Raw genomic sequence first — 21,548 nt, forward strand, 5'->3', positions numbered from 1 at the left:
TGTGATTTTTAGCCACTTTAGCGCATTTTGTCGATTTTTGTTAGCCTGTTTATTGTGAAAATCACTAATTTATCAGCCATTGGCTTGTCTGATATTGACGCTCCGAGTAAAACAGAACACTATGTGCGGGCTATTCTGCTAGAGAGTCATTATGAAACAGGCAATTGAATTTACTAAAAACGATCAAACTTACCTTTATGTTGGGCCTCGCCGTAAAAGCAACACATCTTATATGATTGTTGTGACAAAAGGATCAGCGTTAATTCGCTTAGGCAAACAAGAGTTCTTGATCACTCAAGGGACAGGTTTCTGGATCCCTTTCGATTGTCTGCATGCCTTGACCATACTTCCTGGAAGCCAGTTCTATAAAGTTGAGATCTCTACCCGTGTTACTGCTTCTGAAAAGAACGAAGATAAGTTCAGTTCACTGTGCAAAGAAGCTGGCTTTTTTAAAGTAACACCTTTGCTAAGCTCGGTATTAGTTGAGCTCGCCAATAGTCCAGAATCAAAGCAAAACTGGAAAGATCCTTATGGACGCTTGTTACGTGTAATAGGTGACCAAGCTATGCAGCTTAAGGTTAGCTCAAAATTTGCATCGCCACATTTAGCAAAAGATTATCATGATTCGCTATCAACTTTATTGGCGGGTAAAAAGGTTATTGATTCTGCAGCACAGACTGAACTGGCAAAACTGCTTGATGTAACGGTTCATGAGTTCGAAACCTGTATTATGTTACGTGAAGCATTAAAGTTATCTCGCTCAGGCCGAAAATTACCTCAAATTGCAGAACAACTGCATACATCCGTTGATACATTAAAAGCACTGGCCCAGCCTATTACGGGCGAATCGTTTTAACGGTAGTGTCTAACTGAGCGAAAGTTTAACTAAGCGGATAGGAAAATAGGCTGACAATATAAGCGACGTGAATACGTCGCTTTCTGATCAGCTAGGGGGTGTAATTACTGGAACGGTATTTCTATTTGCAACAAGACATTGTCATTTTCGTCTTCATGCCAGCGGTAATCAACGCGAAATCTTGGTGAATTGCCATCTTCGCCACCAATACCAAAGCTCATCTGCAGACCGTGATTTCGAATCCACTCCTGAGCATCTTGAATAGTATCGACCTCTTGCTGATCATATTTTTCCGGTAGCCAAGCACCTAAGCCATAAAAAGTTGAAGCCAATTTTTTAATAAGAAACGGGGAGTCACCGTCTCTTGTCCAGTCTTCCCAGAACTCGCTGCCAGATGCTTCTTTATCTTCGGTCCAACCTGAATTTTGTTCGGAACTGAATGCTGTATCATCAGCACTTGGTTGTTCGGGGTCGTCAGGTGGAGAAAATGAGCAAGATTTAAGATAAACCTGCACTTCATCGTCAGACATAGCAGACAATTGTTCAGAATCGTAGTAGTTACAGGGTAATGCAAATACTTCCCACGAAACAAGAACAAATGTTATAGCCAAGAATGTAAGTAGCTTTATCTTACAACGGTTCAAATTACGCCTTATACAAAAAGCCTTCAGCCTTCAGCCTTCAGCCTTATCAAAAAAATATCTCTCATCTGATAGTAAAAGTCTAGCTACTTTTGGTGTTGTTAAATGTGAAATAGGACGCTTTTTGACAATATTATCACGTATTACCGTACTTCGTACCGTTACTGTTTCAGGACACGCCAGAACTTGCCACTGTGCCAGTATCTGTTCTGAATTATAGAACTTATCAAAATTTAGAAAATTATCAGGGCCAATAACGAAGGTTAATTCAGTATCAGGCATTCGCTTCTGCAGCTCAGTTAATACCGCGTACGTCGTAATTGCCTCATCGCCAACAGCCATTTCTTCTTCAAGTCTTGAAAGTAGCAGGTTGGGTTGATTCAGGTCGTCAATGAAAGCCTCAACCAGTTCACAACGCGCATCGTAATCAAGCATCACCTTACCCCATGCATGGGTATAGCTAGGAAGCAGCAGTACCTGATCAAAATGGCTAAGTCGTTCCAAGACGGACTTATGTCCCAAACTTGGTGGGTTAAATGCACTTCCGAAAACGGCAGTAGAATGCGTCATCGCTTGAATGGCCTCTTTTTATACTATTTCCAAACAAATCTGACTTTGTTTGGTGGAAATCGCTTCAATCTAAATTTTATTCGCAGTTCGGCATTGATCCTGCCTTAGAGTTATCGCATGATTTTGCGAAAGGTTTAATGTAAAAAATCACTTTACCATATTAAAGCCACTTAACTGATTAAAAAATGGGCTAAGCCCACTTAAGGATTCATTACTATGGAACAGCTTATTCGCGCTGAAATGCGCGTATTGCCCGAAATTGACGTTGATTTTGAAATTCAACGCCGTATCAGCTTTATTCAACATAAATTGAAGCAATCCCGCTGCAAATCCCTTGTTCTTGGGATCAGCGGTGGCGTTGACTCCACGCTGTGTGGACGGTTGGCTCAGCTAGCTATTAACAGAATGAATGACGAAAGCAATTCTCAAGATTATCAATTTATCGCAGTACGCCTACCATACGGCGAGCAGCACGATGAAGATGAAGCCCAGTTAGCCCTTTCTTTCATTAAACCATCCCACTCTGTTACCGTTAATATCAAGGACGGTGTGGACGGTACGCACGCAAGTACTTTAGCTGCGCTTGAAGGAACTGAACTACTTCCTTCATGCCACGGCAAGATCGATTTTGTTAAGGGCAATGTAAAAGCACGTACCCGGATGATTGCCCAGTATGAAATTGCTGGCCTCGTCGGTGGTATGGTATTGGGAACCGATCATTCGGCTGAAAATATCACGGGATTCTATACCAAGTTTGGTGATGGCGCTTGTGATCTGGCGCCTTTGTTTGGACTTAACAAACGCCAAGTTCGCCAACTTGCTGCTGCACTTGGTGCACCTGATTTGCTGGTTAAAAAGGTACCGACAGCAGATCTGGAGGAGTTGGCACCACAGAAACCCGATGAACATGCACTTCTGGTCACTTACGATCAAATTGATGATTTCCTGGAAGGTAAACCTGTCGAGACCGAGGTTGCAGAACGTCTTGTGGAAATTTATCAGGCAACACAACACAAGCGTCAGCCTATCCCGACAGTTTACGATAACGAATAAAACGGTGTAAACTGACTTATGAAGGCTTGCTAATAGAAGCCTTCATTTTATCGCTTAACGTGAAATATGATTATCAATCAGGCTATCAAGCTCCCACCAAAGGGCTTCACATAACCCTTTTCGGTAGACCGCATTTTTAAACGAAGGATGCTCTTGCCGGTACATTTCATAATGCCGTTTTGAGGTACTCTTACTTGCCCGGACATTAGCTAACCGATCACAGGTTTTTACTATCAAGGCCAATCGGGCCGCTTCTTCACCGGTATCCAACATCGCTAAGCGCTGGTTAATATCCACCTTTCGCTTCGCTCTCTCTTCCAATTTACCGTCAGTCATGTATTGAACGGCATCAGCAACCAGAAAACCAAAATCAGCCGCAATTTCATCAACACTTGTTTCAGTATCTTCCATAACATCATGCAGTTGAGCAATAATCATTGCATCAATACCAAAAGGACTTGCAAGGCGAGAAACGGTTTCGAGATGAACATAATAAGGGAGGTTGCCATACATTTGACCAGTATGCTTAGCTCTGGCTAGTGTACGCGCTTTTATATAACGGTTATTCATCCTGCCCCCTAACTAAAAACACTACATCAAGCTGAGCAAAAAACCACCCAACAGATATTTTATTCCAGCGAGACTGAATATACTAAATTCATATGAAGTGTATGAGATTTAACGCACATTTTGTAAAAAAAACGGCTCCTTGAAAGGAGCCGATTGGGATTATTCTTCTTCGCTTGTTTGCTCAGCCTGTTTTTTCGCTGCTGCTTCGCGGATTTCGTTAGCTACAATCAGAATAGCTTCTCCACTACTCATGCCATTGGCCATAAACTCATGAATTCGGTCAGCGGCTTTTTGTTGTTCTTCGTGATTCAAAGTCGGCACATTATTAAACATAGCTATTGTTCTGCATCTCTAAAGGGTGATCATTTTAGGGCTAAACATGAAGCTTGTCACTCTTTGCTTGCCGTTAGCCACTTCCCGCCTTCCGCTATATAAGCTAAATCAAGTGTTAACCCGGGCGGCCATCAAGGCGTGGTTGTGTTAACACTGGGAAATACAGCACAGAGAAGATGGAAAACGCGATAACCCATAATGTCGCTGAGATCACATAGCCATTTATCGCCAAAGACGGCAGTAATAAAATCATGACCGTGCGTGCCAATGCCGAAAGAATTATTGCAATGAACGCGCAAACAACCCAGCGTCCCACCTGTAGTGGACGTCCGCTATGTCCTAAAGACACACGGGCAATCATCGCTAAGATCATGCCACCGATCCCGCCAACGGTGATAAAGTGTAACGCTACACTGTAACTTATGTCAGCACACATAAAGTGCAGACCTAGCATAAACATGCCAATAATCATAAAGATATAGGCTACATGCAGCGACCATAATAAAGGTATTTTAAATGTCAGAAAGCTACGCCAGCGCACAAAACGAATAAGATGGGTGAAGCCGGTTAATATGAACAATGTCGGAAGAGAAACCTGATTGATTGCCTGAGGTACGGGCAATAACACATTCAATACCAGCAACCAGCTCGGCAGCATTGCCAGCAATTCAATTGCTGTAATACGAGTAATTTGTTCCGTATTGGTACCACGCCAGGTAAAAAACGGAATAACTCGCCCGCCTACAACAAGGACAATAATGGAAATGACAGTGACGATTGTTAGCGTCGTTGAACGCAGATCATATTGCTCTGCACCAAAGGTCACACCCAAACTAATAAGGTGTAACTTAGCATTCAAGTAGGTTAATACCAGCAGTAAAGGCGCAAAAAATAAATTGTTCCACTGCTTTCGTTGCACGATTGGCTTTGCCAGGAAGTAAGCGGCTAATGGGATCCAAATCAGATCAATGATCATCCAAATCATATTCGGCGTACCCAGCAACAGACCGATACGAGCTGCAAGCCAGCACAGGAAGATAACTGCCAGCTTCCCTCCTCTTATACCAGGGTTACCGGTCCAGTTTTGCACTGCCGTCAGCAAAAAGCCGATGATGATGGCGCAGGTAAAACCAATCAGCATTTCGTGGCTATGCCACCAAATAGGATTACCATACATCAACAGAGAAAAATCGGCGGTACCAGACCAGAACAGAGCCCAGACAGTCATTGATATTGCAGAGAAAATACTCGCACCAAGAAAAAACGGACGAAAAGCTAATCGAAATAAGGGGATAATTCGCTGTTCTTTCTCGTTATCTAAAATTTGCATCATGGGTATACCTTGAACCACCTTTAAACATGCATAAATAATACACCTTAAAAGGTGTAATTAAAATGCAACTTTTTAAATAAAAGTCAAAATTGAACGAATAGCAGGGTCTAACCGGCGAATAAGGCTAAAAATCGGGGTAATCAACTGGCCGGGTAATACGCTGTATATCAAGAATCGAGACTTCGCCTTGCCAGCGACTATCGATTAACCCGACGCTTAACCAGTATCGACCAGCAGGGACTTCTATTTTCGGTAAAGTCGTTGGTAGCTTTCCATCCACTTGGTCGCTCCATAACGGCGTCCAGGTTGTATCATTGAGATCATATAAGTTAATGGATAATGCCGGTGATGGACATGCCGAGTTAGATAACTGACCTCGCTCAATACGCCAGTTTTTACTGTCTTTCCAACCAATGCGCTGTTTAAACGACGGTGCTGTTAAGATTATCCAGCTGATCCAGTCTTGCTCACCTTCCGCGTTGATCGCTAATTTATACAAACCAGCATTGACTGGTTTTTCTAATCGTCGGCCCTCAACTGAAAAATCTCCCCCTTCTTCTATCACAGGAGAACGTTCAATGATGGTTTCATCAGGCCATTTGGTTAATTTGATTGACGTAATTTTAGCCTGAGTCAAACCAATAATGGATACCTTGAGCGTAACCTGGTTCAGGTTCTGAATCACCTCGCGCTGAATGGAGAGTTTTGACAACCATTGCGGCAACACTTTTTGCTCAAGGCTATGGCCACAATCTTCTGATATAGCAAGCTCTAACAGATCGTTAAGATTAATGCGTTGTTCAGCATTCGGCGTCTGTTGCCAGGCCTGGATCATGGATTCAAAGCTGGCCGAAGTTTCACCTTCCAGTAAGCGTTGATGTGCCGTGGTGTACAGATCTTTACCTGTGAACCATGTAGCGTAAGCACCCGGCGCGAATAGCGCCGAGTGCAACAAGAGAAGCGTACAAGTAACGGAGATCTTGATCATTGGTTTCAAGATTTCATGCGGTAACCGACACCTCGCAGCGTTTCGATCTCAATACCTGCAAGCTTTTGACGTAACTGCAAAATATGAGTATCAACAGTACGAGTTGTTGGATAGTGATTGTAGCCCCAAACCTGATCCAAAAGTTCGTCACGGGTAAACACGCGGCCAGCATGCCTGGCGAGGAACAGAAGCAGTTCAAATTCAGTTCGCGTCAATGTAACAGTGTCACCCCCCTGTTGTACTTCGCGACTATCTAGGTTAATCGTTATATCACCAACTGCGATAATGTTCGCAGCCTGCGGCTCCTGTTCACCATTACGGAGGTGGACCCGAATTCGAGCGAGTAGCTCTTCTTCAGCAAACGGTTTGGTTAAATAATCTTTTGCACCTGAATCTAAGCCAATGACTTTGTCTGTGACAGACACCATCGCCGTTAATAAAATGACAGGCACATGCTTGATTTTCAGCCAAGCAGGCAAAAAATCCAATGAATCGCCTTCCGGTAACTGACGGTCAAGTACCACCAGATCCGCATTTTGCCATAAGCCTGCAACTTTAGTTGCACAATCGGCATAAAGGCATTCATAACCAGCTTGCTTTAAGCTCTCGAGTAAACCATCAGCAAGGTTGCGGTCATCTTCAACCAGTAGCAGGGTTTGATTCACACGGTATCTCCAAAATAAACGTTGTAGGCGGACCTTCTAATCTCAGTCGTCCACCCATTCTGTGGATCATCGATTCAACGATTGTAAGACCAAGCCCCAAGCCTTTTTCACTGACAAAGGGTTTCCTCAATCTAGCCCAGTCTTTGGGCCCCAGTAATCCTTTATCTTCCACTCTTACAATCAACTTTCCATCATTGAACAATGAGGTCAATGTCATTGGTGCAACACCATATTTCTGAGCATTAGACAATAAGTTGTCGATACAAGTGCCCAGCCAGTAAATGTTGACTTTTACTGCCCTGTCTTCAGGTAAGGCCAGTGTGACATCATAAGGTTCACTTAAATACTCGATCCACTCATTAAATGAATCTACTTGATGAACGCTTAACTCTTGTTGATTTGCCTGCAGGTAATCTTTGCTGGCTTCTGCAAGTTGACGTAAACGTCTTGAATCTTCAGTTAGACGCCTGAACTCATCATACAGTGACTCAGGTAAATCATCAAAATGACGGCGAAAGCCTTCTACCGTCATCGCTAAGCTTGCAATGGGTGTCCGAAGTTCGTGAGTCAGGATCTGCAATACAAGCATACGTTCCTGCATTGCTCTGCGACGGATCCGCCAACGGTAAGCTACCCATCCAATTAATAAGCCTACGTTAACAACCAATAGGCTTATTAACAAATAAAAGGTTAAATGCGACTTATCTTCTTCTTGCCAGCAGATATTCCCGCTTTTTACTAAACAAAAATCTGACTTGTTTAACCGCTTAAAATGGATATTGTACCGATTTAACACCAGTGACCATGTCGGTTGATCATACACATGGTATTGATTGCCGTTTCGGAACCATAACTCACCATTTGAAATAAAAGCTTCTGCGCCGGCAATAAAAACGGTTATTTCTTCACTGCTCATCCGTTGCAGTCGACCCAGCACCGTATTGGTTGGTGCAAGTGCACGTTCCTGAATATGCAAATACTCAATCAGAATGTCGACACGGTCTGGATGTTTTTCCAAATAGCGAGAGGCATAACTACCACCGCCGGGATGAATATAACCAGAACGGATAAACCAGCCTTTAGGTAACAGTGTATCGTTACAGAGCGCTCGGGTAAAAACCACTGGCTGTGTCACTAACGGGCTCACGGGCCACGGTCCCTTACACGTTAACGAATTCTGATAAAGGTGTTTTATTGATTTCAGAGGATAGTTAGCTGATTGTGGAAGCAGGCTAGATGGCAATAGCAGCGGTGTGGGATATAAACTTTGTAACTGACGAAAATCGTATGTCGCTAACGGATCACTCTTAAACAAGTCAGAGCGTACCGCACTTAAACGATCAGGCAAGCTTAGATCTGCAGCATAACAGGCCCCTGAAACAATGAGTAAAATTAACAGCGCATACTTTTTCATCCACTGAGTTTATCATTCAATCACTAAACAATGTCAGAAAATTGTCAGTCGTATAAAACGCTTACGCATCGATTGACTCAAATTCCGCGGAAGAATAACGCAGCTCATAAGCAATATTTTTGCTGTGCTATCACCAAATCCATTAATTATCTGAATGGTTTGATAATTAATGGATTTGGTATAACAGTACCAACTTCTTTTTTGCATCAGCTTACTACAAAAAAGAGGAGCCAGCTGGCTCCCCTTTCATTTCAACGAGTTATCAAAATTATTAAAGGTGCTCAATAATCTTCAAGCAACTCTCTTTGGCATCGCCAAATAACATTTGCGTATTTTCTTTGAAGAACAGTGGGTTCTGAACCCCTGCATAACCAGGATTCATTGAACGCTTGAACACGATAACGTGTTTAGCATTCCACACTTCTAATACTGGCATACCTGCGATTGGACTGGTTGGATCATCCATAGCCGCCGGGTTAACCGTATCATTCGCGCCGATGACCAATACAACATCTGTTTCGGAAAGATCATCGTTGATTTCATCCATTTCCAGAACAATGTCATACGGTACTTTTGCTTCGGCAAGCAATACGTTCATGTGACCAGGAAGACGGCCAGCTACCGGGTGAATACCAAAACGGACATTCACACCTTTCGCACGCAGTTTATCTGTAATTTCATGAACAGGGTACTGGGCCTGTGCAACCGCCATACCATACCCTGGGGTAATGATTACAGAGCGTGCATCTTTCAGCATTTCAGCCACTTCTTCGGCAGATGCTTCATGATGTTCACCTTGATCTTCATCAGAAGACGCTACAGCAACAGTACCAAAACCGCCGGCAATAACGCTAATAAATGAACGGTTCATCGCTTTACACATAATGTAAGACAGAATTGCACCAGAAGAACCAACCAATGCGCCTGTTACGATTAACAGATCATTTGCCAGCATGAAGCCTGCTGCCGCCGCTGCCCAACCAGAGTATGAGTTAAGCATAGACACAACCACTGGCATATCTGCGCCACCGATTGAAGCAACCAAATGGTAACCGAAAACAAATGCGATAAGAGTGACAATAATAAGTGCAGTAGTAGAACCTTCTACATTTACAAAGTACACCATCAGTAGCAATGAAACGACTACTGCAGCTAAGTTAAGCTTATGACGGTGAGGAAGCATCAGTGACTTAGAAGAGATAATGCCACGTAACTTACCGAAAGCCACAATCGAGCCGGTGAAAGTAACAGCACCGATGAATACACCCAGGAAGATTTCAACAAGGTGAATATTCAATAAAGCGCCAGTTAGTTCGCCATGATCAATGAAGGTGTTGAAACCAACCAGAACAGCTGCCAGACCCACGAAGCTATGCAAAATAGCAACCAGCTCTGGCATTTCGGTCATTTCAACTTTTTTCGCCAGATAGAGACCAATCGCGCCACCAATGATCATCGCAAGGATGATCCAGCCAGCACCTTGAGCATCAGGGCCAAATATCGTCGCCACAAGCGCGATTGCCATACCGGCCATGCCGTAATAGTTACCTGCACGTGCGGTTTCCTGCTTAGAAAGACCCGCAAGAGACATGATAAATAGCACCGCAGCAACAATGTATGCCGCCTGTACGATTCCTGCAGACATGTGTTACTCCTTATTTATCTTTACGGAACATTTCAAGCATCCGTTTAGTAACAAAAAAGCCACCAAATATGTTAATACTTGCAATTAGAACGGCGATAAATGCCAGGAAGGTAACGAAACCTATCCCCTGGCCAACCTGCAACAGTGCACCAACAATGATGATGCCCGAAATTGCGTTAGTCACTGACATTAATGGCGTATGAAGAGCGTGAGTAACATTCCAGACAACGTAATAACCCACCACACAAGCCAGTACGAAGACCGTAAAGTGTGCAAGGAATTCCGCAGGTGCGTAGCTCGCAATCCAACCAAATGCGGCAATACCCGCAGCCATTATTCCGTATTTTTTAACCGGAGAAGCAGGTTCTTCCTTAACTTCAACCACTGGTTTAACTTTCGCGGCAGCCGCTTGCGGTGCAGCAGAAACTTTTATTGGTGGCGCAGGCCAGGTAATTTCACCTTCTTTAATAACTGTCAGACCACGTAATACTTCATCGTCAAAGTCGATGTTGATGTTACCGTCTTTTTCTTTACATAGCAGTTTAAGAAGATTAACCAGGTTTGTACCATAGAGCTGAGATGATTGCGTCGGCAGGCGACCAACCATATCGGTATAACCAATCACTTTCACACCATTAGCGGTGGTGATAACTTTATTGGCTTCGGTATAGGCACAGTTACCGCCATTAGCTGCCGCAAGATCAACAATCACGCTACCCGACTTCATTGAGTCAACCATTTCTTTGGTGATCAATTTCGGAGCAGGACGACCCGGAATAAGTGCTGTCGTAATGATGATATCAACGTCTTTAGCCTGCTCTGCGTATAAACGCTCAGCCGCTTTGTTGAACTCATCAGACATCTCTTTTGCGTAACCATCACCTGTGCTGGTGTCTTCCTTAAAATCAACTTCAAGGAATTGTGCCCCCATACTTTCAACTTGCTCCTTAACTTCAGGACGCACATCGAAAGAACGAACAATAGCACCAAGGCTACCCGCAGCACCGATAGCAGCAAGACCAGCAACACCCGCACCTGCCACTAACACTTTCGCCGGTGGCACTTTACCCGCAGCGGTAATTTGACCCGTGAAGAAACGACCAAATTCATGAGCCGCTTCAACAACAGCACGATAACCCGCGATATTTGCCATAGAACTTAGTGCATCAAGCGCCTGAGCACGAGAAATACGCGGCACTGAGTCCATCGCCATTACATTGATTTTTTTGGTCGCTAGTTTTTCTAGTAACTCTTTGTTCTGAGCTGGCCAAATGAAGCTCGCAATACTTGCGCCTTCTTTGATCAGATCAAACTCATCAACGCCTGTTTCTTCGTTCATCTGAGGAGCATTTACTTTCAGAATAAGATCTGATTGCCATACTTCTTCAGTTGACACGACTGTCGCACCTGCGGCTTCAAAAGCCGCATTGTCGAAACTTGCGTGAATACCAGCGTTTTGCTCTACAGCAACGCTGAACCCCATTTTTAACAGCTGCTCGACCGTTTTCGGTGTTGCAGCAACTCGTGTTTCATTTACGAGTATCTCTTTAGGCACACCAATCTGCATTTTTATTCCCTGAACATTGGCATAGAAGTATTGGTTTTGTATCCAACCAGCAAAGCAATATCAAGTACTTTGTAAGAAAAACACAAAAAACCCTAACAAATCGCTGTAATTAACAACGAATGTTACCTTCTAACAGAAAGAAAAGAACGTTTTTAACACCTGGACAGAGGTCAAACCACGTTAAGAATTAACAATATACGCCTTAAACATTGCACAAATGCCATCTGAAACGCAGTAAATCACTACATAGTCCAAAAATTACACACTTCACATCAAATATGTATGTTTAAAACACCTCAAGAATAGATATTAAAGAACCGCTTAATATAAAGGGACATCAATTCTTGATGAAACTGCCCTATAGGGCAATGAAAGTCATGCTGTGTATTACAACTAACTATTTTAAAGCAAAATCACTAGCCGGGAAAAACGCTAACTAGTACGTTTATCACAGGTTGTCAAAATATTACGATCTGACTTCAGTTGCCAAACATCGTGTCACCATTTTGATCAATAAACATTTTTGCTTTGTTCAACATGAATGTTTCAGCATCCTGGCGAGAGCTCAACAGATCGGAGCGAACAAAAGTATGCGTCTTTACTTCGCCATCTATCTGCTTGCAAATACGTCCCGCAATACGAAATTGACCACCTTCTGCGATTGGCTCGGGATAGATCAGATAACCTTCGTATTCCACTGGTTCAACTTCAACTGTTTTCTTTTTTTTGTCTAAACCAAACAGTTTTGAGAAAAAGCCCACTTATTCAGTCTCCTTGAGGCTGCCATCACATTCATCAACATCATGCCATAGTCTTACAGAAAATAATTATACCAAGATTAAATTATGACAAAAAAATCCTATTTAAAAAACGACATTACGCAACAAGCACTTAACAAGCAGGATAAGAAATACTAGTACTCTTTCAAATTAATTATGAATGGTTGAAGCACCTAAACATGTCATCCCGGAATCGAGGAACGAGATATCCGGGATCCAGTTCTAGCCGTGTCCGCCTTAGATTCCATATACGTTCCTCACTTTTCGGAATGACGACGTTTGGTGGCTGAACTCGTCAAAATTTCTTTGATGAAGTACAAGGTCTGATTATCTTTCAACATTGCAATAATGTTGAAAGATAAACAGGACTTAATTGCAGATACAAAAAACGCCAGCAAATGCTGACGTCATATACCCGATTTTTTAATATGTACCGATTAACGATAAAGACCGATATCTTTTTGCAGATGTGGCGGTAAATCAGATACATTGTATTGGTTTGGTATTTTTGAACCACCAAATAAGATATCTACTACGTGTGCAATCAATCCTTTGATATTAACCGCATAGGCTCTCTTATCCATTGCGGTAGGCGTTGCGATGGTGTCGAAATTCATTACCTGTGCCATGATTGCCTCTCATATTTGGTTTCTTATTGAACTGAGCTAATAGTAGCCGCTTTTATCACACCTAAAAAATGACAAAATCTCCATGTCAACATTAGTTTTTATAATGTGTTAATGAAAATTTAAATAGCGCTTTCCACCCAGGAATAATGTTTCAGCGATTGCAATTAATTACTCACTTTTAGGCTTATTTTTTGCCTAAAGTTTCTGGGTTTGTATTTCACCCGACTTTGTAGTAACAATAAGGCAACATTTGAGGTAAGAAAATAATTATGCTCAGTTTTTTATCAAGACACTCATCGCTCCTATTGATGCTTTCCGCTATTTTTGGGTTTATATTTCCAACGATATCAGCGGTTGTTTTTCCATTCTTACCTTATATTCTCTTCTTTCTGATGTTGTTTACCCTACTGGGCATGAAGCAACATGAATTGATTAACCTTTTGGGTCAATTAAACATTTGGTTCTATGCCTGTTTCCACGCCATTGCTTTATCGGTTATCGCCTGTTCAATCTCAGGACTTCTCGGCGCATCGTCATCTATGCTGTTAGCGATCTCAGCGGTAACTGCCACCGGCTCTCTGTTTGCAACACCTGCTATAGCCCGTTCTGTCGGTTTAGATGCGCTTAAAGCGATGGCAATGACGATAGCTTCAACACTAATGATGCCTGCTGTTCTTTACATTAACTTTCTATTATTTCAAGACAGTAACTTCTCACTGGACATGCAAAGCTACATTCAGCGTTTAATGATCTTTATTCTCGGCCCAATGTGCCTCTCTGCGCTTTGCTATCGGCTTATCCCACATAATTTATTACACCGTACCCACGCAAAGCTTTCTCAGGTGACTATTGTGCTGGTGTTCACTTTTCCTTTTGGGCTGGTGGGTGAATTCAGGAAAATGTTTGATCGGTCATTCACTCATGGCCTTAGCTTTTTATTAATTGGTATTGCTCTCTGTATTCTGTTTTTTCTTGCCGCCTTTCTATTTTATCGCCGCCAGGGGCTAGACCCCGCTTTGCTAGCAGCCATTACTGCAGCTAATCGAAATGTACTTCTGACCTATACTGTTGCTGGCGCGTATTTGGGACCTGAATACATGGCATTAATGGGCGCGATTCAGCTACCCACTTACTCTTTACCGCTATTGGTTAAAGCGCTATCCAAGTACTGTTCTCCCCCCTCGACAAATGACATGCAAAACAAGAAAAACAGCTTACAAAATCATCAATAACCCTTTCAGTTCAAAGTTATTCGTCTATTGGGAGGCTTTTCCTTGCCTCATGGTGACGTTTTTTCTAACATGTTTGTGAATTCTCAGGGCGGGGCGCAATTCCCCACCGGCGGTAATTCAGCAAAGTTCGCTTAATGAACTAACTGAAAAGCCCGCGAGCGCTTATCAGCGTATACGTTGATAAGGTCAGCAGATCTGGTGTAATGCTCTCAATCGAGTATGAGTCCAGAGCCGACGGTTATAGTCCGGATGAAAGAGGATCAGTGGAGGCAAACCTTTGTCTCTTACTTATGTGTTCGTAACATTCTTTGCTCTTAATGGGTTTATCCCCGATAAATTTGTTAAGCCAATGAATGGTTAATCGTGCGTCTGTGACTATTTGCATCTGCTTTTACACCAGATTAATACGTAATGATTGACGCTACACAGTTAAAGTTATTCCGGCCAAAGCTGGGACGCTGCCTTTCTACTATGCCCTGATTCTGGTTAATTTTTTGATACGGAGTTATTACCATGAATCAGTCACTACTTTCCCCTTTTGGCACTGCTTTTGAGCGTGTTGAAGCTGGCCTTGCTGCTATCCGTCAAGGACGCGGTGTTTTAGTTGTTGATGATGAAGATCGTGAAAACGAAGGCGATATCATTTTTGCCGCAGAAACACTGACCCCGGCACAAATGGCGCTTATGATCCGCGAGTGTTCAGGCATAGTATGTTTATGTCTAACAGAAGAGCGTGTTGCACAACTTGAGCTGCCAATGATGGTTGAAAACAATACCAGTGCGAATCAGACTGGCTTTACCGTCACAATAGAAGCGGCAAAAGGTGTGACAACTGGCGTATCTGCCGCTGACCGTGTTACCACTATAAAGGCAGCCATTGCTGACAATGCATCACCTGCAGACTTGAGCCGTCCGGGCCACGTATTCCCATTGAAAGCGAATCCTGAAGGCGTTCTTGGCCGTCGCGGCCATACTGAAGCAACTATCGATTTGATGCGCTTGTCTGGCCTTAAGCCTTATGGTGTGCTTTGTGAGCTCACCAATATCGACGGTACTATGGCTCGCCTACCGGAAGTGATCGAGTTTGGTAAGAAATTCGATATGCCGGTGCTGACCATCGAAGATTTAGCCGCTTACCGCTTGGCGAAAGAAGTAAAAAAAACAGAAGAAGCCGTTATTGCTTAATCACTTTTAAAAAGATTATTTGAAACTGTTCTTTAAAATACTAAAGGCCGAGAAAATGCTCGGCTTTTATCTATCTCAGACTAGAGACTGTTTATCTTTCAACATTACTACAATGTTGAAAGATAAACAGGCCTTAGTCAACGCGACCTGAGCGGTTAATAAATTAGAGAATTTTTATACACCTGCTGCAGGGATCATATAAATAATGACGCCCCAAGCTGAAATCCAACCCGTTACCATGGCTACATCAAACCAATCACGACTCATGTCTCCTCCAAATGGTTTATATCCTTGCAAGAATAATTATCGACAATACTAGTGCATTCTTTAAGCTATTTTTTGATTTTTTTTATTTTAAATGAAAATAACAAAACCATGACGCTTAAAACAAATAAAGCGCCATTTATACGGCGCTTACACTTGAAAATTCAATTTATTGGCGGAATTAAATTCACTTTCCACGCAACGCAAGAACAATTTTAGTTCAGGCAACACCTTCCTGACATTCACACGGAATATAGGAAATTAATGATTCACTCGGTGCTGAAAGCGTACCCTTTGCACGGGCGTACTCTTCAAAGGCCTCTGCCATGGTGACATTTAATGCCTGTGGCTCTGATTCATAATTTAATAAGGCATGGTAGCCTTCTTTACCTGTCGCGGTATAACCAGAAGAGACCGATGAATAAATTTCGTCGTCTTCAACATCAATCCATTGACCATTTTTATTGATCTGCAAGCTTTCAATTCTCATCCCTATCTCTGCGCCGCACCGGTAGGTAAAGTTCAGATCAGAAATATAAGGAAAACTGCCGGTTCCCGTACCAGTCACGCCATTATCAATAGCGTTATTGATCGCCCCTTCCAATGCTTCTCTTACCCGCAGGCCCCTAACACGATACACCATGAGACCAATTGCAAAAGGCAGTAATTTTCCGGCAATGTCAGCAGAGGTCAAGGGGCCAGGATTTAGCGATGAACGAACACCACCAGCATTGTGAATACCAAAGTCAATATCAAAACCAAGCTGACGCCCTTGCCATACGAAGCTTTCGACCACCAAAGGGGCGATCTGACTGCAACCTTTGTGATCAGGTACACGTACATGTCGCAGCGGCGAGGTAACCTCGGCAATCTGTTGTGTCTGTCGCTTACGGACTTCAGGCCGGTACTCAGTGTTTAATATATTTTCAATGATCGGATCTTTCGGGCAAAAGCGAATATTCGACTGTTGGTTCAGGAAGCCTTTGACCACGTCATGGGTATCTGAATCCAGATGCTCGGTTCGAGAAGCATCAACGGTAAACTGTCGGCCAAGTAGAAGCTGATTGATACCAGAAGCCTTCGCAACAGTACCATCAGGATTAAAATCTAATTCAAGTTGACCTAAGGCTAACGCATTACACCCAGCCTGCACTACACAAGTATTGTTAACCATCCTTGCATACTCATCAGTGACGCCGTAACCCAAATTCGTAAAGTCACCTTGCATTGTATGGCTATGACCTCCAATTATCGCACCCAATCCGTCGATTTCAGCAGCCAATTTTAAGTCACGGTCATAACCTAAATGGCTGAGGGCTACAATTTTATTTATACCCTGCAGTTGTATAGCAGTAATTGTCTTTTGGGCCACATCGACGACATTTAAGAACTCAGTATCAGGATCCGGGTTTGCGATTCCGGCCATGTTTTCTATTGCAAGACCGAAGATTGCCACTGGCTCACCCGCTACATCTTTTACGATAAAACGTCCATGCCCGTTTTCTTTATCAAAAGCACAGATGTTTCTCTTATGACGCAACGGATTCGCTTTTGTCTGATCTTCTTGCGAAAGATCCCAGTTAGCCACCAGCATTGGGAAATCAGCAAGATCGAGAAAATCGGCAACGATCCCGTTACCCATATCTAACTCGTGATTACCCAATGCCATGGCCTCAACACCAATGGCATTCAAAAGCTTGGCATTAGCGATGCCTTTGTACAGAGAGAAATACAAGGTTCCCTGAAAGCAATCTCCGGCATGCAGGAACATGAATTCACGACCTTGCATGTTAGCTTGCTTTTTGACCTCTTTAACCGCCGTTGACACGCGAGAAAATCCACCACAACTGGCATAAACATCAGTTTCCGTTTCAAGCACGTCAGTAGGGAGTGACAATGAAATTGAAGAAGGCTCGAAGTGTGAGTGGGTGTCATTAATATGTGCAAAGGTTATATTTGCTGCGCGGTGTTGAGTCATAAACGATCGTTGCTCTCCATTTAAAGGCTGAATAAGAACAGTATTACGTAGGACGAGGGGAATATCACAAAGCCATTTGATTTCGCTCGCATCTATACTGCTGATATTTTGAAAATATCATAGAAAACGTGATGTAAAACGAATTATATCACACATAGTGGCAATCTCTGCTAGCAAACTGAAGACAATAGAGTTTCTCTTTATTTCGCTGGCTATATAGCTTTTCACTGAATCTTCTCAGTGACCGCGTCACGTCTATCTGCACTCAGTCATGCGCTATCTGTATGCTTGTGGGTATTATGGCGGGGATATTTATCAGGCAAAAATTCAAATATTATTTAACGAATTATCTTCGCAATAGCTGGAGCCTGTTATCGTGGGATAAAAAGGCAGCTTTCATCGCTACCTTTTTCACATTCAAATTTACTGGTAACGACCATGGCGCTGTAAGAATTCAATCTTATAACCATCGGGATCCTGAACGAAGAAGAACTTCGCCAATAACAGCCCTTCACGGAAAAATTCTTTGACATCAGCAGGTTCATAACCGAGTTCTGAGAGCTTTTGGTGTTCTGCTTCTAACTCATCGACAGCAACGGCAATATGACCATAGCCCGTACCGTGACTGTACGCTTCTTCTGTCCCTTCATTCCAGGTCAGCTCAAGCTCCATATCGTTTTCTTCATTACGCAGATAAACAAGACTGAAACCATCAAAATCTAACCGTTCTGCAATATCCAATTCAAGAGCATCTTTATAAAATTTTATTGATTTATCTAAGTCCACAACGCGGATCATAGTATGAATGATTTTTGCCACCCGACACCTCCTATCAATTTAAGAAATCTGATCTATCCCGAGTTCATAGCAGCTACGGACTATAACAACGCGCTTAATCTGCCTCAAGTATTAAGCAAAGAACCTTGCCGTTTTTCATAATGATCCAATAAGTTATCGCTAATCTGTGACCAAAACGGGCAAAAGCCACATGAAGGTGCTGTAATCTAATAATAAGAGGTGGATTATGCATTTAGAACGTATTGAGATTTCTGGATTCAGAGGAATAAAACGGTTATCCCTCACTTTTGATGAACTAACCGTCTTGATTGGTGAAAACGCCTGGGGTAAATCATCCTTACTGGATGCGCTGAGTATCGCCTTGCCACCTGATGCGCATTTTTATAATTTTAAATTTTCAGATTTTCATATTGACTATGCGCTCGGTCACCACAAAATGTCTCAGCTACAAATCATATTGCACTGGAATGAAGATTATAAAAGCGAACATAAAGCCCGGAGATATAAAAGTTTCACTCCTGTATGGGTAACACAAGACGGCCTGCAGCATCTCTATTATCAAATAAGCAGTGTCATCGACAATAATAAGATCGTTACCCAACGCCGTTTTCTCGGTAGTAACGGCAAAGTCATCGAATGCCCCGATGCAGACAAACTCGTAAAACAATTAATGGGCTTACACCCTATTGTACGTATTCGCGATGCTCGAAGGCTGCGTGACGACTCTCTCAATATCTCATCTACTTCATCCCATAACGGAAACGGGCCACCACGCAATGGACAATTACACAACGGACTATCAAAAAATGCCCGTATCGAAAAGCGATTAGATAATACTTGCCGCCGTTTGATGACCAACCCCGGGCACGTCAGCCCTGGCGAACTAAAGAGCAGTGTGAATGCTCTACGCACGTTGGTTGATCACTATTTTGCTTTCACTCCCCATAACCGAACGAGTCAATTCGACCGGACCCATTTCCCAAGCCGCAGTCAGCATGGAGAAAACCCCTTAGAGCAACTGACCGAGCCTCAGATGAGCAAACAAAGTCGCTTAATCTTGATGGGACTGCTGAATGCCTACATTCGAGCGCGTGGCCCGGTTGAACTCAAACGGATCTCGCGTCCGATAATGATCCTCGAAGATCCGGAAGGCCGGCTTCACCCCATCATATTGCACCAGGCATGGACATTTATCGCCAATATGCCGATGCAAAAAATACTGACGACGAATAGCCCCGATTTAGCCTCAGTCGTTCCCCTTCACACTATTAAGAAACTGATCCGCCAACCCGATAGAACCAAGGTCTGTTCTCTTGAATCAAAGGATTTGAGCCGTAATGAGGAACGGCGCGTCACCTTCCATCTTCGGTTACATCGTCCCAGTGCTCTGTTTGCCCGGGCATGGTTGTTAGTTGAAGGTGAAACGGAAGTCTGGTTATTCAATGAATTGGCACGGATTTGTGGCTATAATTTGGCCGCCGAAGGAGTACAAATCATTGAGTTTGCCCAAAGTGGCTTAAAGCCGCTGATTAAAGTGGCGCGACATTTAGGTATTGAATGGCATCTTATTTCAGATGGCGATACCGCGGGTAAAAAATACGCCCAAACAGTAAAAAACATGCTCGGAACAGAGGCAGAAAGGCATCGTTTAACGGTATTACCAGATCTAGACATAGAGCATTTCCTTTTCAATCACGGTTATGAGTCTTTATTCAGAGAACTTGCGAATGTGTCAGAAGAAAACCCTATGCCGCCAAAAAAAATCATACGAAAAGCACTGAAACGCTACGCAAAGCCAGATCTTGCTTTAGCCATCGTTGAATATTCTGATGAGTCAGATATAGAACAAATACCTCTTCTTATTCGCTGGGTATTAAAGCGAGTAGTCGCGATGTCTCGCGGGATAGGTTAAGGCCTAGTAAAAGCGACCAATATGGTCGCTTTTATATAAATGGAGCATCGCTATTATTGTTTTTTCCAGCGATGTTCACGCCACTCTACTTGCTGTTCTTTGGTCAGAAAAGTCCAGGCAATCATTCTGCTGCTTTTCTGTCCTTGCGCCATTTCAATCGTACGCACATCAACGGCATTGGCGTATTTCAGTGCCTTATAAATAGCCGATAAATTGTCTTTCTTAGACACTAATGTTGAGTACCAGAAACAGCTCTCTGGCGTTTCCCCACTCTGCTTAATCATACGCTTAACAAACGCAATTTCGCCTCCCGGGCACCACAATTCGGCTTTCTGTCCGCCAAAGTTCAGTAGTGGTTTGCCTTTGTTACGGCTCTCTGATGCAATGGCATTTAATACTTTTTTGCCGCCTTTTTTACTGGCATTGGCACTCAGGTTACGTTGCTTGCGCTCCGAACCGGCCATCGCTTCTTCTAAAGAGCCATGGAAGGGAGGATTACAGATAGTGAAATCAAACATGTCATCGGCATTGATCATACCTGTAAAAATATTATCCGGAGACTTCTGCAATCGGCATTTTATGTTTCCAGCCAAGCTGCGGTTTGACTCAACCATAAATTTTGCTGACTTAATAGAGATTGGATCTATATCGGAACCAACAAATCGCCAACCATAAACACGGTGTCCGATGATCGGGTACACACAGTTTGCGCCAACACCAATATCTAGGCCGGTGATCCCTTTTCCTCTCGGGATCTCTCCCCCATTAGAATCAGCCAGTAAATCTGCAATATGGTGAATATAATCTGCGCGCCCGGGGATCGGCGGGCATAAGTAGCCCGGTGGAATATCCCAGTTATCAACTTGGTAGAAATGGCGCAATAAGGCTTTATTGAGCATTTTCACGGCATCGGGATTGGCAAAATCAATCGACAAATCGCCAAACGGGTTCTTCGCAACAAATGGGGCAAGTTCTGAACAGGTCGCAATTAACGCGCCAAAATCGTAGCGCTGACGATGCGGGTTACGCGGGTGTAATCCTTTCTTCTGCGTTTGTCTATTTTTCTTTTGAGTCATTCTACATTACCAATCAAGCTTGCCAGGATATCTACACCCCGTAAATGGGGCGCATTGTAC

General features: G+C 43.2%; 20 protein-coding genes and 1 riboswitch. Of the genes, 5 read left to right on the plus strand and 15 right to left on the minus strand.

What is annotated here, in order from left to right; genetic code table 11:
• Positions 1–151 precede the first annotated feature (151 nt).
• On the plus strand, positions 152–856 hold the full coding sequence (locus C9I89_RS08870; protein ID WP_107283001.1) for a response regulator transcription factor: 705 nt from the start codon (positions 152–154) through the stop codon (positions 854–856).
• Positions 857–960: 104 nt separating this feature from the next.
• Here the strand turns inward: C9I89_RS08870 and C9I89_RS08875 are convergent, their stop codons facing one another.
• A complete protein-coding gene (locus C9I89_RS08875; RefSeq protein WP_245905450.1) occupies positions 961–1,467 on the minus strand; it encodes a hypothetical protein in 507 nt (168 codons plus the stop codon).
• A gap of 63 nt (positions 1,468–1,530) precedes the next feature.
• Positions 1,531–2,067 (minus strand): nicotinate-nicotinamide nucleotide adenylyltransferase, encoded by a 537-nt coding sequence (locus tag C9I89_RS08880; RefSeq protein ID WP_107283003.1) that lies wholly within the window; start codon positions 2,065–2,067, stop codon positions 1,531–1,533.
• A gap of 216 nt (positions 2,068–2,283) precedes the next feature.
• Between C9I89_RS08880 and nadE the strand changes: the two genes are divergently transcribed.
• Positions 2,284–3,120: an ammonia-dependent NAD(+) synthetase gene (nadE, locus tag C9I89_RS08885; protein WP_107283004.1), complete on the plus strand. Its 837-nt coding sequence runs from the start codon at positions 2,284–2,286 to the stop codon at positions 3,118–3,120.
• Between the two features lie 54 nt (positions 3,121–3,174).
• Here the strand turns inward: nadE and C9I89_RS08890 are convergent, their stop codons facing one another.
• From C9I89_RS08890 to C9I89_RS08935, 10 genes are all read right to left on the minus strand, one after another.
• On the minus strand, positions 3,175–3,690 hold the full coding sequence (locus tag C9I89_RS08890) for an HD domain-containing protein (protein ID WP_107283005.1): 516 nt from the start codon (positions 3,688–3,690) through the stop codon (positions 3,175–3,177).
• A gap of 159 nt (positions 3,691–3,849) precedes the next feature.
• Positions 3,850–4,023: a YoaH family protein gene (locus C9I89_RS08895; RefSeq protein ID WP_107283006.1), complete on the minus strand. Its 174-nt coding sequence runs from the start codon at positions 4,021–4,023 to the stop codon at positions 3,850–3,852.
• Positions 4,024–4,138: 115 nt separating this feature from the next.
• Complete coding sequence (locus tag C9I89_RS08900; protein ID WP_245905451.1) at positions 4,139–5,356, minus strand: NnrS family protein; 1,218 nt, start codon at positions 5,354–5,356, stop codon at positions 4,139–4,141.
• Positions 5,357–5,480: 124 nt separating this feature from the next.
• Positions 5,481–6,344 (minus strand): DUF2861 family protein, encoded by an 864-nt coding sequence (locus C9I89_RS08905; RefSeq protein WP_107283007.1) that lies wholly within the window; start codon positions 6,342–6,344, stop codon positions 5,481–5,483.
• A gap of 5 nt (positions 6,345–6,349) precedes the next feature.
• A complete protein-coding gene (locus C9I89_RS08910; protein WP_107283008.1) occupies positions 6,350–7,009 on the minus strand; it encodes a response regulator transcription factor in 660 nt (219 codons plus the stop codon).
• On the minus strand, positions 6,984–8,423 hold the full coding sequence (gene vxrA, locus C9I89_RS08915; RefSeq protein WP_107283009.1) for a sensor histidine kinase VxrA: 1,440 nt from the start codon (positions 8,421–8,423) through the stop codon (positions 6,984–6,986). The genes C9I89_RS08910 and vxrA overlap by 26 nt, the downstream gene beginning before the upstream one ends.
• Positions 8,424–8,694: 271 nt before the next feature.
• Entirely contained in the window at positions 8,695–10,068 is a 1,374-nt protein-coding gene (pntB, locus tag C9I89_RS08920) for a Re/Si-specific NAD(P)(+) transhydrogenase subunit beta (RefSeq protein ID WP_107283010.1), read from the minus strand.
• A gap of 10 nt (positions 10,069–10,078) precedes the next feature.
• Positions 10,079–11,635: a Re/Si-specific NAD(P)(+) transhydrogenase subunit alpha gene (pntA, locus tag C9I89_RS08925; protein WP_107283011.1), complete on the minus strand. Its 1,557-nt coding sequence runs from the start codon at positions 11,633–11,635 to the stop codon at positions 10,079–10,081.
• A gap of 479 nt (positions 11,636–12,114) precedes the next feature.
• The gene (locus tag C9I89_RS08930; RefSeq protein WP_107283012.1) at positions 12,115–12,396 is read right to left on the minus strand and encodes an HlyU family transcriptional regulator; all 282 of its coding nucleotides are present in this window, start codon (positions 12,394–12,396) and stop codon (positions 12,115–12,117) included.
• 455 nt (positions 12,397–12,851) lie between these two features.
• A complete protein-coding gene (locus C9I89_RS08935) occupies positions 12,852–13,043 on the minus strand; it encodes a hypothetical protein (RefSeq protein WP_107283013.1) in 192 nt (63 codons plus the stop codon).
• Between the two features lie 269 nt (positions 13,044–13,312).
• Between C9I89_RS08935 and C9I89_RS08940 the strand changes: the two genes are divergently transcribed.
• The gene (locus C9I89_RS08940) at positions 13,313–14,275 is read left to right on the plus strand and encodes a hypothetical protein (RefSeq protein WP_107283014.1); all 963 of its coding nucleotides are present in this window, start codon (positions 13,313–13,315) and stop codon (positions 14,273–14,275) included.
• 75 nt (positions 14,276–14,350) lie between these two features.
• Positions 14,351–14,540, plus strand: a riboswitch (FMN riboswitch).
• A gap of 248 nt (positions 14,541–14,788) precedes the next feature.
• Positions 14,789–15,460, plus strand: coding sequence for a 3,4-dihydroxy-2-butanone-4-phosphate synthase (gene ribB, locus C9I89_RS08945; protein ID WP_107283015.1), 672 nt, complete (start codon positions 14,789–14,791; stop codon positions 15,458–15,460).
• A gap of 484 nt (positions 15,461–15,944) precedes the next feature.
• Here ribB and C9I89_RS08950 read toward each other — a convergent pair whose 3' ends face one another.
• Entirely contained in the window at positions 15,945–17,702 is a 1,758-nt protein-coding gene (locus C9I89_RS08950) for a bifunctional metallophosphatase/5'-nucleotidase (RefSeq protein ID WP_107283016.1), read from the minus strand.
• Positions 17,703–18,125: 423 nt separating this feature from the next.
• Positions 18,126–18,521, minus strand: coding sequence for a VOC family protein (locus C9I89_RS08955; RefSeq protein ID WP_107283017.1), 396 nt, complete (start codon positions 18,519–18,521; stop codon positions 18,126–18,128).
• Positions 18,522–18,726: 205 nt separating this feature from the next.
• Between C9I89_RS08955 and C9I89_RS08960 the strand changes: the two genes are divergently transcribed.
• A complete protein-coding gene (locus tag C9I89_RS08960; RefSeq protein ID WP_107283018.1) occupies positions 18,727–20,412 on the plus strand; it encodes an ATP-dependent endonuclease in 1,686 nt (561 codons plus the stop codon).
• A 53-nt stretch (positions 20,413–20,465) separates the two neighbouring features.
• Here the strand turns inward: C9I89_RS08960 and rlmF are convergent, their stop codons facing one another.
• Positions 20,466–21,488, minus strand: coding sequence for a 23S rRNA (adenine(1618)-N(6))-methyltransferase RlmF (gene rlmF / locus C9I89_RS08965; RefSeq protein WP_107283019.1), 1,023 nt, complete (start codon positions 21,486–21,488; stop codon positions 20,466–20,468).
• Between the last annotated feature and the right edge of the window lie 60 nt (positions 21,489–21,548).

This window comes from Photobacterium lipolyticum (assembly GCF_003026475.1).
GTDB classification, from domain to species: Bacteria; Pseudomonadota; Gammaproteobacteria; order Enterobacterales; family Vibrionaceae; genus Photobacterium; species Photobacterium lipolyticum.

What these genes read in the sequence shown, in the direction of transcription:
- C9I89_RS08940 (WP_107283014.1), top strand. Translation starts at nt 13,313, where the DNA reads ATGCTCAGTTTTTTATCAAGACACTCATCGCTCCTATTGATGCTTTCC.
- vxrA (WP_107283009.1), bottom strand. Translation starts at nt 8,423, where the DNA reads ATGAAAAAGTATGCGCTGTTAATTTTACTCATTGTTTCAGGGGCCTGT.
- pntA (WP_107283011.1), bottom strand. Translation starts at nt 11,635, where the DNA reads ATGCAGATTGGTGTGCCTAAAGAGATACTCGTAAATGAAACACGAGTT.
- pntB (WP_107283010.1), bottom strand. Translation starts at nt 10,068, where the DNA reads ATGTCTGCAGGAATCGTACAGGCGGCATACATTGTTGCTGCGGTGCTA.
- C9I89_RS08890 (WP_107283005.1), bottom strand. Translation starts at nt 3,690, where the DNA reads ATGAATAACCGTTATATAAAAGCGCGTACACTAGCCAGAGCTAAGCAT.
- C9I89_RS08950 (WP_107283016.1), bottom strand. Translation starts at nt 17,702, where the DNA reads ATGACTCAACACCGCGCAGCAAATATAACCTTTGCACATATTAATGAC.
- C9I89_RS08905 (WP_107283007.1), bottom strand. Translation starts at nt 6,344, where the DNA reads ATGATCAAGATCTCCGTTACTTGTACGCTTCTCTTGTTGCACTCGGCG.
- rlmF (WP_107283019.1), bottom strand. Translation starts at nt 21,488, where the DNA reads ATGACTCAAAAGAAAAATAGACAAACGCAGAAGAAAGGATTACACCCG.
- C9I89_RS08895 (WP_107283006.1), bottom strand. Translation starts at nt 4,023, where the DNA reads ATGTTTAATAATGTGCCGACTTTGAATCACGAAGAACAACAAAAAGCC.
- C9I89_RS08900 (WP_245905451.1), bottom strand. Translation starts at nt 5,356, where the DNA reads ATGATGCAAATTTTAGATAACGAGAAAGAACAGCGAATTATCCCCTTA.
- C9I89_RS08870 (WP_107283001.1), top strand. Translation starts at nt 152, where the DNA reads ATGAAACAGGCAATTGAATTTACTAAAAACGATCAAACTTACCTTTAT.
- ribB (WP_107283015.1), top strand. Translation starts at nt 14,789, where the DNA reads ATGAATCAGTCACTACTTTCCCCTTTTGGCACTGCTTTTGAGCGTGTT.
- C9I89_RS08935 (WP_107283013.1), bottom strand. Translation starts at nt 13,043, where the DNA reads ATGGCACAGGTAATGAATTTCGACACCATCGCAACGCCTACCGCAATG.
- nadE (WP_107283004.1), top strand. Translation starts at nt 2,284, where the DNA reads ATGGAACAGCTTATTCGCGCTGAAATGCGCGTATTGCCCGAAATTGAC.
- C9I89_RS08960 (WP_107283018.1), top strand. Translation starts at nt 18,727, where the DNA reads ATGCATTTAGAACGTATTGAGATTTCTGGATTCAGAGGAATAAAACGG.
- C9I89_RS08880 (WP_107283003.1), bottom strand. Translation starts at nt 2,067, where the DNA reads ATGACGCATTCTACTGCCGTTTTCGGAAGTGCATTTAACCCACCAAGT.